Consider the following 12,440-nt stretch of genomic DNA (forward strand, 5'->3'; position numbering starts at 1 on the left):
GGTGCGTCCTTTGGGCGGCCAGGGCAGCCCAAAGGACGCACCGGGGGCGTCAGCCCCAGCGGGACTGACCGCCGTCGAGGGGGATGGTCGCGCCGGTGAGGTAGCCGGCGTCCTCGCCGACGAGGAAGACGACGGCCCGGCCGATGTCGGTCTCGGGATCGCCGATGCGACGCAGGGGGATTCCGGCGCGGAACTCCTCGGCCTCCTCGGGGTTGCGTTCCATCCACCGCTCGAGTCCCGGCGACAGGGCGTGGGGGGCGATGGCATTGACGCGGATGCCGTCGACGCCCCACTCGCACGCCGCGGCACGGGTCAGCGACCGCATGCCCTCCTTGATCGATCCGTAGACGCCGTAGTTGCTCGCGTCCCACCGGACCGCCGCCGAGGTGACGAGGTTGACGATTGATCCGCCCCCGCGTTCCTTCATCACCGGGTAGCAGGCCCGCATCAGCCGCAGCGTCGCGAGCGGTCCGGTGGCGAAGGACCGCTCGAACTCGTCGTCGGTGAACGACAGCAGCGGTCCGGGCCGGCAGTCGTTGGCGTTGTTGACCAGGATGTCCACGCCGCCGAAGTGCTCGACGGTGCGCTGGACCGCCGCGTCGACGTCGTCGGGGTTGCTGACGTCGCAGCGCACGGCGAGTGCCTTGCCGCCGAGCTCCTCGATCGCCTCGGCCGTCGAGATCACCTTGGATTCGGTGCGGCCCGCCGCCGCGATCCGCACGCCCTCCTTGGCGAGGGCGAGGGCGATGCCCCGGCCGATCCCCTGCCCCGCGCCCGTGATGAGCGCGACCTTGCCGTCCAGCTTGCTCATGTGTCCTGCTCCGGTTCTCTCGCCACTTCGGAAGTCCCGGTGCGTCCCAGGCTCCCCGTCCACTATCCTTGACCAAGCACTTGCTTGTCTATGTCGGTTTCCACCGTCGCCCGCGAAAAGCGTCGGACGGCAAGCAGTCTCGAACCGCTCCGAACTCGCAGAAAGGTAGCCACGTGCACCTTCCCAATCCTGCCGACCACACCGGGCGCGCCGTGATCGTCACCGGCGGCACCAAGGGCATCGGCTTCGTCGTCGCCGAGCACTTCCTCGCCGCCGGCGCCGACGTCCTGGTCTGCGCCCGCAACGAACCCGAGACGCTGCCCGCGGTCGACGGCCGCAGCGCCGCGTTCCGGGCCGTCGACGTGCGCGACCCGGCCGACGTGGCCGGCCTCGTCGACGACACCGTCGCCCGGTTCGGCCGGCTCGACGTGCTCGTCAACAACGCCGGCGGGTCGCCGGACGCCGACGCCGCCACCGTCTCCCCGCGCTTCGTGGAGAAGATCGTCGCACTGAACCTGCTCGCCCCGTTCTACGCCGCGCAGGCCGCCAACCGGGTGATGCAGGAACAGCCCGAGGGCGGCGCGATCGTCAACATCGGCAGCGTCTCGGCGCACGACCCGCAGCCCGGCACCGCCGCCTACACCGCCGCCAAGGCCGGCCTGCTGGGCCTGACGAAGGCTCTCGCCCTCGAATGGGCCCCGAAGGTGCGCGTCAACCACATCACCACCGGCCTGATCCGCACCGAGGCCGCCGCGTCGGTGTACGGCGACGACGGCGGCGCCGCCGTGACCCGGACCCTGCCGATGGAGCGGATGGCGGTCCCGTCGGACATCGCCCGGGCCTGCCTGTTCCTCGGCAGCGACCTGGCGGCCTACGTCAACGGCGCCGACCTCGCCGTCCACGGCGGCGGCGAGTTCCCGGCCCGGTACATGGCCCTGCACGGGAAGTGACCGCGCGGATCGGTGCCCGGATGCCGGGCACCGATCCCACGTCACGCGAACGACGCCCGCGCCCCCGAGATCACGGCCCGCCCGTCCCCGACCACCTCGAACGCCACGTCGTCGCATCCACCCCAGGCCCGCAACTCGGCGACGTCGCCGGGGAACACCGGCGCCGCGAAGCGGCCCTGCAGCGCGGTGAGATCCGCCGGATGCGCACCGACGAGCCGCGCCAGCGGCAACGTCGCCGCCGCGAGCGTGCACAGCCCGTGCATGATCGGACGCGGTTGCCCGATCCGCGCGGCCGCCTCCGGGTCGATGTGGATGTGGTGCCGGTCGCCGGTGAGCCGGTAGAGCGCGGCCTGGTTGGCGGCGGTGACCAGAGGCGCGGTCAGCTCCGGCTCGCCCTGCGGGGCCGCCGGCTTCGACGGGCCGCGCTCGCCGCCGAACCCACCCGCGCCGGGCGCGAAGATCGACCAGGTCGCGACGAAGTACTCGCACTCGACCCGGACCTCGAACACGGCCGCGGCGCCCTTGTCCCACACCTCACCCACCGACGCCCGCAGCTCCACCTCGCCGCGGCGCGGCAGCGGAGCCAGCACGGTCAGCTCCTGCGAGCCGTGCAGCGCGGTGCCGGTGTCGAACGCGCCCCGCGAGCCCAGCTCGTCCGGCGCCCACTGGGCCAGGGTCAGCGCGAACGTCGGCAGCACCCGCAGCCGGTCCTCGAGCACCAGGTCCAGGTCGGTGGCCGGCTGGGCGCCGACGGCGAGCGCGTACAGGATCGCGTCGCGCTCGTCGTAACTCACCGTGCGGGTGCCCAGGTCGGCGCCGCGCCACGCACCGGCCTTCTGCTCCACTGCCGTCATGTCGTGTCCTTCCGGTTCAGGCCGCGCCGAGGATCAGGCCGGAGGTGGGAACCGCGGTTCCCGCCGTCACCAGCACGTTCTCGACGCCGTCGGGTTGGTTGGTGGAGGTGCCGCGCAGCAGGCGCACCGCCTCGGCGATGCCGTTGACGCCGTGCAGATACGCCTCGCCGACCTGCCCGCCGTGGGTGTTGGACGGCAACCGGCCGCCGAGCTCGAGATTGCCCTCGCGGATGAAGTCCTTCGCCTCGCCGGGGCGGCAGAAGCCGAGTTCCTCGAGCTGCGGCAGCACCAGCGGGGTGAAGTGGTCGTAGAGGATCGCGGCGTCGATCTCGTCCGGGCTCAGGCCGCTCTGCGCGTAGAGCTGGCGGCCGACCAGACCCATCTCCGGGATGCCGGAGATGTCCGGACGGTAGTAGCTGGTCATCATGTGCTGGTCCTTGCCGGAGCCCTGCGCGGCGCCCTTGACCAGGACCGGTGTGTGCCGCAGGTCCCGGGCCCGCTCGGCGGAGACGACGACGAGCGCCTGCCCGCCGTCGGTTTCCTGGCAGCAGTCGAGCAGGTGCAGCGGCTCGGCGATCCACCGCGAGTTCTGGTGGTCCTCGAGCGTGATGGGCTTGCCGTAGAACCACGCCGCGGGGTTGTTCGCGGCGTGCTTGCGGGCGACGACGGCGACCCGGCCGAAATCCTCGCTCGTGGCACCGTACTGGTGCATGTACCGGCGGGCGAACATCGCGACCCACTGGGCGGGAGTCGCCAGTCCCTGCGGGGTCAGCCACGCGTAGGCCGCGCGGTCGGCGGTCGAATCCATCGGCCGGTCGTGCTGGCCGAGACCGAACCGGACCCCGGAACGTTCGTTGAACGCACGGTAGACCACGACGACCTCGGCGACGCCCGTCGCGACGGCCATCGCGGCCTGCTGCACGGTCGCGCAGGCCGCCCCGCCGCCGTACCCGATGCGGGAGAAGAACTTCAGTTCCCCGAGTCCGCAGTTGCGGGCGACGAGGATCTCGCCGTTGGTCTCCATCGTGTAGGTGGCCAGGCCGTCGACCTCGGACGGGTCGATGCCGGCGTCGGCCAGCGCCGCGACGATCGCCTCGCACGCGAGCTGCAGCTCGGAGCGGCCGGACTTCTTGGAGAACTCGGTGGCGCCGATGCCGACGATCGCGGCGGCACCGGAGAGCGGGGTGGTCATCGGGTTCCTCCCGGCCGGTCGGTGAAGGCGATCGTGACGGTGCCGGCGGCGTGGTCGCCGAGGCTGTTGGCGCCGCGGACGCGGACCTCGACGAGCCCGTCGGACTTGCCGACCACCTCACCGGTCATCGTCATGGTGTCGCCGGGGTAGTTCGGTGCGCCCAGGCGGATCTTCACCCGCCGCACCACGGCGCACGGACCGGCCCAGTCCGTGACGAACCGGCCCACCAGGCCGTTGCTGGTGAGGATGTTCATGAACACGTCCTTCGATCCGCGCTCGCGGGCGAGTTCGGGATCGTGGTGGACGTCCTGGAAGTCGCGGGTCGCGAGGGCGGTCGCGACGATCAGGGTGCGGGTGAGCGGGATCGCGAGTTCGGGCAGCACCTCGCCGATCTCGATGTCGTCGTAGCTGCGGTCCGTGGACACGGTGGCGGTCATGCCACCACCTCGACCCCGGCAGCGAGCTGGGCACCGAGCCGCGCCAGATCCGACGCGGACCCGCCGAGGGTGGCGCCGATCTGCTTGCCCCACAACAGGTGCCGATGCACCGGATAGTCGGTGTCGACGCCCATTCCGCCGTGCACGTGCGTCGTGCGGTGCACGACGCGCTGACCGCCGTCGGTGGCCCACCACTTGGCGACGAGCACCGATGTGCCCGGGTCCGCGCCCTCGGTGAGCAGCCACGCCGCCTGCCACAGCGTCACCCGCATGGCCTCGAGGTCGATGTAGCAGTCGGCGAGCTGATGGCCCACCGCCTGGAACGTCGCGAGCGGACGCCCGAACTGCATGCGCCCGTTGAGGTAGGTGACGGCCTGCTCGACCGCCCCGGCACCGACACCGAGCTGCAGGGCGGCGAGCGCGAGCTCGACGCGGTCGAGCAACCACTGCACCGCGGTGCCGTCGGCGGGGCCGAGCAGCTCGGCGGGCGCCGCGTCGAACGTGACGTTGCCGCAGATCTCCCACGTGGTGGACTGCGTCTGCTCCACGGCGACACCGTCACCGGCGAGGTCGACGACGAACAGCGCGGCACCGGCCGGCGTCGTCGCCGACACGATCGCGCGCTCCGCGACGTGGGTGACCGGGACGGCGGCCTTGGCGCCGGTCAGGTGCCACCCGCCGCCGGTCTCGGTCGCGGTGGTCGCCGGAGCGCCGTCGACGTACGGGCCGAACTCCTCGAGCCCGATCGTCAGGAACCGGCTGCCGTCGGCGACGCCGGGAACCAGCGCGGTGCGCTGCGCGTCGGTGCCGAACTCGACCACCGCCAGGGCGGCGAGCACGGACTGCCAGATCGGGACGGGCGCCACGTGCCGGCCCTGCTGCTCGAGCAGCACGTACAGCTCCGACAATCCGAGACCGCCGCCGCCGAGCTCCTCGGGCAGGGCGACGCCGAGCAGACCGGTGGTGGCGAGTTCGCGCCACAGCTCCCGGTCGACGCGCTCGTCGCCGAGCTCGACCTGCTTGACCCGGTCGATGCCGGCCTTGCCGGTGAAGACCTCGCGGGCGAGGCCGCGAATCGCTTCCTGCTCTTCGCTGAAGTTGAAATCCATCTACGAGTCCTCCCGTGCGGCCGGCCGGAACGCGGGCAGCGTCAAATCCGGGTCGGCGTCGATCCAGTCCAGTTCCACCGGCATGCCGATCTCCACCGCGTCCGGCGCGACACCGGTCATGTTCGCGATCAGGCGGGTGCCCTCCTCGAGTTCGATCGTCGCCACGACGAGCGGGTACTCGAAGCCGGGAATCTGCGGGTGGTGGTTGACCACGAAGCTGTAGACGGTGCCGCGGCCCGACGCGTCGACGGTGTCCCAGTCGAGCGAGCGGCACTGCCCGCACATCGGTCCCGTCGGGTGCCGCAGGGTGCCGCACGACGTGCAGCGCTGGATCACCAGCCGGTGCTCCTTCGCCGCCTCGAACCAGAAGGCGTTGTCGGCGTTGAGCGCCGGGCGCGGACGCAGCCCCTTCGGCTTCGCCTGCGCCGCATCGTCAGGCTGCGCCGTGTCCTTCGGCTGCGCCGTGTCCTTCGGCTGCGCCGTGTCCTTCGGCCGGAAACGGAGGGTGCGCCACCGCTGGGTGGCGACGACCTCGCCGGCGCCGTTGCGGTACGTCTTGAGCGTGGTCACGAAGTGCCCGGCACCGAGCCCGGTCCTCTTCTCCTCCGAGATCGACTCGATCACCTCGGTGAGCGAGACCCGGTCGCCGGGGCGCAGCTCGGTGAAGAACTCGAAGTCCGAGTCGGTGGCGACGACGGAGGTGAACCCGGCGGCGTCCAGGGTGGCGATCAGGTCGGTCCACACCTGCGACGGGTCGTTGTTCGCCATCTTGTCGGTGAAGGTGCGCATCGTCCACACCTGCGTCATGAGCGCGGGGGCGACGGCACCGTCACGGCCGGTGGCGCGGGCGGCCTCGTCGTCGAGGTAGATCGGGCTGGTGTCGCCCATCGTCTCGACCCAGTGCCGGATCATCGGGGTGTTGACCTCGTCCGGCCCCCACGTGGTGGGGGTCAGGGTCTGCCCCTCGAACGCCCGCAGCGTGGTCAGCAGTTCGCTCACTTGACCCTCTTCTCCCGCACGAGGCCCAGGCCCATGGTGCCGACCATGTCGCGCAGGACCTCGTTGACGCCGCCGCCGAACGTGTTGACCATGCCCTGCCGGGAGATCTGCTCGATCTGACCGGCCAGCACCGCGCCCGGCGATTCGGGACGGATGCGACCGGCCGCGCCGAGGATGCCCAGCAGCGTCCGGTACACGTCGACGTGGGTCTCGGTGCCGTACACCTTGGTGGCACCGGCGTCCGCGCCCGAGAGGGTGTCGGCCGCGACGGCGGCGGTCATCTTCCAGTTCAGCAGCCGCATCGCCTCGAGCTTCGCGTGCGTGCGGGCAAATTCCTGCTGCACCCAGGGAATTTCGATGGCGCCGTTCTCCTTCGCCCAGTCCAGCACCTGATGCCACAGCCCGTAGGTGCGGCCGCCGATCGCGGCCAGGCCGATGCGCTCGTGGTTGAGCTGGGCGGTGATCAGCGGCCAGCCGCCGTTGATCTCCCCGACCACGTCCCGGACGGGGACGCGGATGCCGCTGTAGTAGGTGGCGGTGACCGACAGGCCGCCGACGGTGTGGATCGGCGACCACGAGAACCCGGGCGCGTCGGTCGGCACCATGAGGATCGAGATCCCGCGGTGCTTGGGGGCGTCGGCGTCGGTGCGGCACGCCAGCCACACGTAGTCGGCCGTGTTGGCGCCCGAGGTGAAGATCTTGTTGCCGTCGACCACCCACTCGTCGCCGTCGCGCACCGCGCGGGTCTTCAGCGACGCCAGGTCGGTGCCGGCCTCCGGCTCGGTGTAGCCGATGGCGAAGACGATGTCGCCGGAGAGGATGCCGGGCAGGAAGCGGTCCTTCTGCTCCTGCGTGCCGTACTTCATCAGGGTCGGGCCGACCGTGTTGACGGTGACGAAGGGGAACGGCAGGCCCGCGCGCTGCACCTCGTCGAAGAAGACGAACTGCTCCTCGATGGACCGGCCCTGCCCGCCGTACTCCGTGGGCCAGCCGATCCCCAGCCAGCCGTCCTTGCCGAGCAGCGTGACGACCTCGCGGAAGTGCTCGCCCCCCACTCCCTGCTCACCGGCGCGGCGACGCTTGTCCTCCGGCAGCAGCGACGCGAAGTAGGCGCGCAGCTCCTTCCTGAGCGCGACCTGCTCCGGGGATTCCTTCAGATCCATCGCGAATTCTCCTAGCGACCGAATGTCGTTGTGACCTCGGACGCTAGTCAGCGGGGCCGCCGAGCGGGCGGACCGTCTCGGACAGCGGGAACCGCCCGGTCAGACCCGGCCGAGGCGTTCGGCACAGGCGGCCATCTCGTCGACGACCCGGTTCAGCGTCCCGGCCTTCGGCGACGCCGACAGCACCATCCGCGTCGCCCCGAGGGCGCGGGCCCGGTCGATGCGGGCCTCGTCGAGCCGCGGCAGCGTCGCCCCGAGCACCAGTTCCACGGCGCCGGGATCGCGGCCGGCCGACTCGGCGGCGCGGCGCATCTGCCCGATCGCCCGATCGAGATCCTCCCCGGCCAGGCCGAGCGGCTGGAATCCGTCGCCGAGGCGACCGGCCCGGCGGGCCGCGGCGGCGCTGTGCCCGCCGATGTACAGCGGCACCCCGCTCTCGCGGTGCGGCTTCGGCCAGCTGTGGGCGCCGCGGAAGGAGTAGAACTCGCCGTCGAAGTCCGCTCCCGCCGGGTCGGTGCCGGCCCACAGGGTGCGCATCACGGCGATCGCCTCGTCGGCGATCTTTCCGCGCCGGTCGAAGTCGCCGCCGCACGCCTCGATCTCCTCCCGCATCCAGCCCAGCCCCAGGCAGATCCGGACGCGGCCGCGGGAGAGCCGGTCGAGGGTGGCCAGACGCTTGGCCAGCACCACCGGATGGTGGTTGGGCAGCACCAGCACGCCCGTGGCGAGACCGAGGTCGGTGGTGGCACCGGCGACGAACGACAGCAGCTCGAGCGGGTCGGGCAGGTCGCAGTCGTCGGGCAGGTGGGACTTGCCGGTCGGCGAGTACGGATACGCGCTGCCGGTGTTCGCGATCACCACGGAGTGCTCGACGGCGGAGATCTCGTCGAACCCCAGTTTCTCCGCGGCACGCGCGAATTCGAGGATCCACTCGGGGTCCCCGCTGTGTCCCAGCTCGATCGGCACCACCACACCCAGCTTCACGTACGTCCGTCCTCTCGTGCCGCCGCTCCCCGAGCGGTCGTCTCCTCGATCAGTTTCGGCGCCCACACCACCTTGCCGAGCAGCCGGTCCGCCTCGGGCGCGGTCGCCAGCCACACCGCGGCGGCGGCGGGCACCGTCGCCGGCACGGCCTCGAATCCGGCGTCCTCGACGGCGCGCGTGCCGCCCCGGGCCCGGCCGGCCTCGGTGACGACGAACCCGGGGCTGAGGTTGAACGCCCGGATCCCGCGGCCCCGGTACTCGGCGTTGATCATCCCGGCGATCCGGGCGAACGCGGCCTTCGACGCGGCGTACGACAGGCCCCAGCCGCCCTCCCCCGGTGGGGCGGGCGGGTCGATCGCCGCCGACCCGGACACCAGATCGATCACCACACCGCTGCCGCGGTCGAGCATCGCCGGCAGCACCGTCTGCATCAACGCCACCTGGTGCAGGTAGTTGCCGTCGATCATGGCGGCGGCGTCGGCGAGGTCGATGTCGAGCAGCCGGTCCATGTTCCCCGCGGTCTGCGCGTACGCGTTGGCGACCAGCACGTCGACCCGGCCCCACGCGTCCAGGACGCGCCGGCCCGCGCCGCGCACCGATTCGACGTCGAGCAGGTCCATCGGGACGGGCAGCGCCCGCACTCCCAGTGCCTCGATCTCCGCGGTGGTGGTCTCGAGGCTGCCGGGCACGGCGATGGGTTCGTCGCCGTCGCGGCGGCTGCGGGGCGGCACGGCGCCCTGGCCCTCGCGGACCGTGCGGGCGGTGACGGCGACGTCGAAGCCCGCACGGGCGAACGCGAGGGCGGTCTCGCGTCCGATGCCGCGGCTGGCGCCCGTGACGAGGGCGACGCGGGTGCCGGGCATCGGCTACACGCTCAGCAGCCGCTGCCGGCCGTGTGCGGCGAATTCCTCGTCCAGGGCGGCCTTGTCGGACTCGCTCATCGCGGTGTACTCCGGCGCGCCGCGTCCCACCCACCGGTACACGGGCTCGGTGGTGTGCCAGCGCTGCGCCTGCAGCTCGCGCTTGAGGACCTTGTTCGAGCCGGTCACGGGAAGGTTCGTCGACACCCGCACGAACCGGGGAATCGCCTTCGACCCGAGATCGGCTTGGCCGGTGAGGAATTCGGCGAGCTCGGCCGGGTCGAAGTCGGTGAGCGAGGCGACCTCGATCGCCGCCATCACCTGATCGCCCGACCGCGGGTCCGGCACCGCGTAGACACCGGTGGTCACGACCTTCGGGTGCCGGCGCAGGACCCGCTCGATCATCAGCGCCGAGGTGTTCTCGCCGTCGACCCGGATCCAGTCGCCCTTGCGGCCCGCGAAGTAGATGAAGCCGGCCTCGTCGACGTAGCCGAGGTCGCCGGTCCAGTACCACCCGTTGCGGATCCGCTCGGCGTCGGCGACGTCGTTCTTGTAGTAGCCCTCGAAGGCGCGGGCGCCCTCCTTGTTGATCATCTCGCCGATCGCCTCGTCCGGGTTGAGCACCCGGCCGTGCTCGTCGAGCACCGCGCGGGCACACTCGGCGAACGTGTCGGGATTCACCACCGCGATCCCGGCGTGCGCGGGCCGGCCGAGCGCGCCCTCCGGCGCCGCCGGATCGAGCCGGACCGAACCGGCGCCCTCGCTCGAGCCGTACCCCTCGTACAGCACCGCGCCGAACCGGCGCACGAACTCGGCCTTGTCCTCCGGCGAGGCCTCGGTGCCGAATCCCCGCTCGAGCCGGTTGTCGGCGTCGTCGGGCTGTTCGGGGGTGGCCATCAGGTAGGCCAGGGCCTTGCCGACGTAGGTGAAGAACGTCGCGCCGAAGAACTTCACGTCGGGCAGGAACCCGGACGCGGAGAACTTGCGGGTCAGGCACACCGTCGCACCGTTGGCCAGGGCCGGGGCCCACAGCGCCATCAGCGCGTTGCCGTGGAACAGCGGCATGCAGCAGTAGTCCACGTCGTCGCGGTGGTGCCCGTACTTGGCGGTGTTGGCGTACGCGAGCCGCGACAACCGGCCCTGGGAGCACTTGACGGCCTTGGACCGGCCGGTGGTGCCGGAGGTGAACAGCAGCAGGAACAGGCTGTCCTCGTCGACGCCGTCGGCGATCGCCGGTTCCACCCGCTCGAGGCGGGCCGCGTAGCCGGGATCGTCGATCAGCAGGAAGCGGTCCTCGCCGAGGCCCAGGTCGAGGCCGCGCAGCTTCGCCATCCCGGCGGTGTCGGTGACGATGAGCTGGCAGTCCACGTACCTGATCTCGGCCTCGAGTTCCGCCGCGCCGCGCGTGGGATTGATGCCGACGACCGTCGCGCCCACCAGCGCGGCCCCGCCGAGCCAGAACAGGAAGTCCGGGACGTTGTCGAGGAGGATCCCGATGTGGAACGGGCCGTCGCCGCGCAGCGACCGCGCGAGAGCGCCACGCGCGGCGCTCTCGCGCACCACGGCGTCCCACGTCCAGTCCTGTTCCCGGGTCCGCAGGCCGAGCCGGTCGTCGCCGACGCGGTCGAGCAGCATCTCGGCGATGGTGGCGCGCTGCACGCCCGCTTCCGTCGCGGCGGTGCCGGGGTTCACGGTGCTCGTCATCGTTGCGGCTCCCTTCACGCCGTCCGGAGCACGCAGTGGGTGCCCCCGTAGATGGCGGTCATGCACTTGTTGCAGTGGTTGCACAGCGACGCGGCGTCCGCGTCCTCCTGCATGCGGTTGACGAGGTCCGGGTCGCGCAGCAGCGCCCGCGCGGCGGCGACGAACTGGAAGCCCTCGGCCATCGCCTCGTCGATGATCGCCCGGTTGGTGATGCCGCCGAGCAGCACCAGCGGCATCTTCAGCTGCGACCGGAACTGCTTGGCGTCCTCGAGCAGGTAGCCGTCGCGGTAGGGGTATTCACGCAGGAAGTGCTTGCCCACCAACTGGATTCCCAGCTTCGTCGGCTGCGGCATCACGGCGGCGAAGTCGCGCAGCGGCGCGTCGCCCTTGAACAGGTACATCGGGTTGAGCAGCGAGCTGCCGGCGGTCAGCTCGAGGGCGTCGAGCGAGCCGTCGGCCTCGAGCCACTTGGCGACCTGGATCGACTCGTCGAGCCAGAAGCCGCCGGGCACGCCGTCGTCCATGTTGAGCTTGGCGAGGATCGCGATCTTGTCGCCGACGGCGTCGCGGACGGCGCGGGCGGCCTCCCGCGCGAAGCGGGCGCGGTTCTCCAGCGACCCGCCGTACTCGTCCTTGCGCTTGTTGATCTTCGGGCTCAGGAACGAGCTGATGAGGTAGTTGTGCCCGAAGTGGATCTCGACGGCGTCGAAGCCGGCCTCGACGGCGCGGCGCGCGGCCTCGGCGTGGCCCTCGGTGATGCGGGCGATGTCCGCCTTGGTGGCGGGCTTGCTGAAGTTCTGGGTCGTCATGCGGAAGGCGCGGCTCGGCCCGAGGGCCGGGGTGCCGAGGTACTTCGCGGCGGCGACCGGACCGGCGTGGCCGATCTGCGCGGAGACCGCGGCGCCCTCGTTGTGGATCGCGTCGGTGAGCTTGCGCATGCCGGGCCGGGTCTCGTCGGTCCACTGCAGCTGACCGGGGGCGGTGCGGCCGTCGGGTGCGACGGCGCAGTAGGCGACCGTCGTCATGCCGACGCCGCCGGCGGCGGGCCGGCGGTGGAACTCGATGAGCTCGTCGGTGACGAGCCCCTTCGGGGTCAGGCCCTCGAACGTGGCCGCCTTGATCACCCGGTTGCGCAGGGTCAGCGGGCCGAGCTTCGCGGGGGCGAAGGGATCGATCCTTGTCGTCGGGGTATCGAGAAATGTGGACATGCGGTTGCTCCTCCGGCAGCGATTCTGCGCCGAACGTAGCCCCGGCTGTCGGGTGGATCACGGTGAGTCCCGCTCAGTGGTAACCACTACCGCACCCACGGCCCGACGTGAGAAATTGCAGTGGCACGCCTCACACGCGGCCGCGGCCAGGGTGAGGTCACAGGTCTAT

Annotated in this window: 12 protein-coding genes; 1 reads left to right on the plus strand and 11 read right to left on the minus strand. The window is 71.6% G+C overall.

The window, feature by feature from the left end; genetic code table 11:
* Positions 1–49 precede the first annotated feature (49 nt).
* Entirely contained in the window at positions 50–811 is a 762-nt protein-coding gene (locus AC2IPW_RS20660; protein WP_010596058.1) for an SDR family NAD(P)-dependent oxidoreductase, read from the minus strand.
* Between the two features lie 173 nt (positions 812–984).
* Between AC2IPW_RS20660 and AC2IPW_RS20665 the strand changes: the two genes are divergently transcribed.
* Positions 985–1,761, plus strand: a complete 777-nt coding sequence (locus AC2IPW_RS20665; RefSeq protein ID WP_119700054.1) for an SDR family oxidoreductase — start codon at positions 985–987, stop codon at positions 1,759–1,761.
* A 41-nt stretch (positions 1,762–1,802) separates the two neighbouring features.
* Here the strand turns inward: AC2IPW_RS20665 and AC2IPW_RS20670 are convergent, their stop codons facing one another.
* From AC2IPW_RS20670 to AC2IPW_RS20715, 10 genes are all read right to left on the minus strand, one after another.
* Positions 1,803–2,615, minus strand: coding sequence for a MaoC/PaaZ C-terminal domain-containing protein (locus AC2IPW_RS20670; RefSeq protein WP_486375552.1), 813 nt, complete (start codon positions 2,613–2,615; stop codon positions 1,803–1,805).
* Positions 2,616–2,631: 16 nt separating this feature from the next.
* On the minus strand, positions 2,632–3,807 hold the full coding sequence (locus AC2IPW_RS20675; protein ID WP_010596061.1) for a lipid-transfer protein: 1,176 nt from the start codon (positions 3,805–3,807) through the stop codon (positions 2,632–2,634).
* Positions 3,804–4,244: a MaoC family dehydratase gene (locus AC2IPW_RS20680; RefSeq protein WP_010596062.1), complete on the minus strand. Its 441-nt coding sequence runs from the start codon at positions 4,242–4,244 to the stop codon at positions 3,804–3,806. The genes AC2IPW_RS20675 and AC2IPW_RS20680 overlap by 4 nt, the downstream gene beginning before the upstream one ends.
* Complete coding sequence (locus tag AC2IPW_RS20685; protein WP_486375553.1) at positions 4,241–5,353, minus strand: acyl-CoA dehydrogenase family protein; 1,113 nt, start codon at positions 5,351–5,353, stop codon at positions 4,241–4,243. Before AC2IPW_RS20685 ends, AC2IPW_RS20680 begins: the two co-directional genes overlap by 4 nt.
* Entirely contained in the window at positions 5,354–6,352 is a 999-nt protein-coding gene (locus tag AC2IPW_RS20690) for a bifunctional MaoC family dehydratase N-terminal/OB-fold nucleic acid binding domain-containing protein (protein ID WP_486375554.1), read from the minus strand. It lies immediately after the preceding gene.
* Positions 6,349–7,515: an acyl-CoA dehydrogenase family protein gene (locus AC2IPW_RS20695; protein ID WP_486375555.1), complete on the minus strand. Its 1,167-nt coding sequence runs from the start codon at positions 7,513–7,515 to the stop codon at positions 6,349–6,351. The genes AC2IPW_RS20690 and AC2IPW_RS20695 overlap by 4 nt, the downstream gene beginning before the upstream one ends.
* A 99-nt stretch (positions 7,516–7,614) precedes the next feature.
* On the minus strand, positions 7,615–8,499 hold the full coding sequence (locus AC2IPW_RS20700; protein ID WP_048773241.1) for an LLM class F420-dependent oxidoreductase: 885 nt from the start codon (positions 8,497–8,499) through the stop codon (positions 7,615–7,617).
* Positions 8,496–9,362: an SDR family NAD(P)-dependent oxidoreductase gene (locus AC2IPW_RS20705; RefSeq protein WP_017679878.1), complete on the minus strand. Its 867-nt coding sequence runs from the start codon at positions 9,360–9,362 to the stop codon at positions 8,496–8,498. The genes AC2IPW_RS20700 and AC2IPW_RS20705 overlap by 4 nt, the downstream gene beginning before the upstream one ends.
* Positions 9,363–9,365: 3 nt before the next feature.
* A complete protein-coding gene (casI, locus tag AC2IPW_RS20710; RefSeq protein ID WP_486375556.1) occupies positions 9,366–11,063 on the minus strand; it encodes a steroid-22-oyl-CoA synthetase in 1,698 nt (565 codons plus the stop codon).
* A 14-nt stretch (positions 11,064–11,077) separates the two neighbouring features.
* Complete coding sequence (locus AC2IPW_RS20715) at positions 11,078–12,271, minus strand: NADH:flavin oxidoreductase (protein WP_010596069.1); 1,194 nt, start codon at positions 12,269–12,271, stop codon at positions 11,078–11,080.
* Positions 12,272–12,440: the final 169 nt, after the last annotated feature.

This window comes from Rhodococcus sp. NS-SX18 (assembly GCF_057367935.1).

Bases quoted from the DNA above. Each gene is read 5' to 3' on its own strand.
- AC2IPW_RS20670 (WP_486375552.1), bottom strand. From the start codon at position 2,615: ATGACGGCAGTGGAGCAGAAGGCCGGTGCGTGGCGCGGCGCCGACCTG.
- AC2IPW_RS20705 (WP_017679878.1), bottom strand. From the start codon at position 9,362: ATGCCCGGCACCCGCGTCGCCCTCGTCACGGGCGCCAGCCGCGGCATC.
- casI (WP_486375556.1), bottom strand. From the start codon at position 11,063: ATGACGAGCACCGTGAACCCCGGCACCGCCGCGACGGAAGCGGGCGTG.
- AC2IPW_RS20675 (WP_010596061.1), bottom strand. From the start codon at position 3,807: ATGACCACCCCGCTCTCCGGTGCCGCCGCGATCGTCGGCATCGGCGCC.
- AC2IPW_RS20715 (WP_010596069.1), bottom strand. From the start codon at position 12,271: ATGTCCACATTTCTCGATACCCCGACGACAAGGATCGATCCCTTCGCC.
- AC2IPW_RS20660 (WP_010596058.1), bottom strand. From the start codon at position 811: ATGAGCAAGCTGGACGGCAAGGTCGCGCTCATCACGGGCGCGGGGCAG.
- AC2IPW_RS20685 (WP_486375553.1), bottom strand. From the start codon at position 5,353: ATGGATTTCAACTTCAGCGAAGAGCAGGAAGCGATTCGCGGCCTCGCC.
- AC2IPW_RS20680 (WP_010596062.1), bottom strand. From the start codon at position 4,244: ATGACCGCCACCGTGTCCACGGACCGCAGCTACGACGACATCGAGATC.
- AC2IPW_RS20695 (WP_486375555.1), bottom strand. From the start codon at position 7,515: ATGGATCTGAAGGAATCCCCGGAGCAGGTCGCGCTCAGGAAGGAGCTG.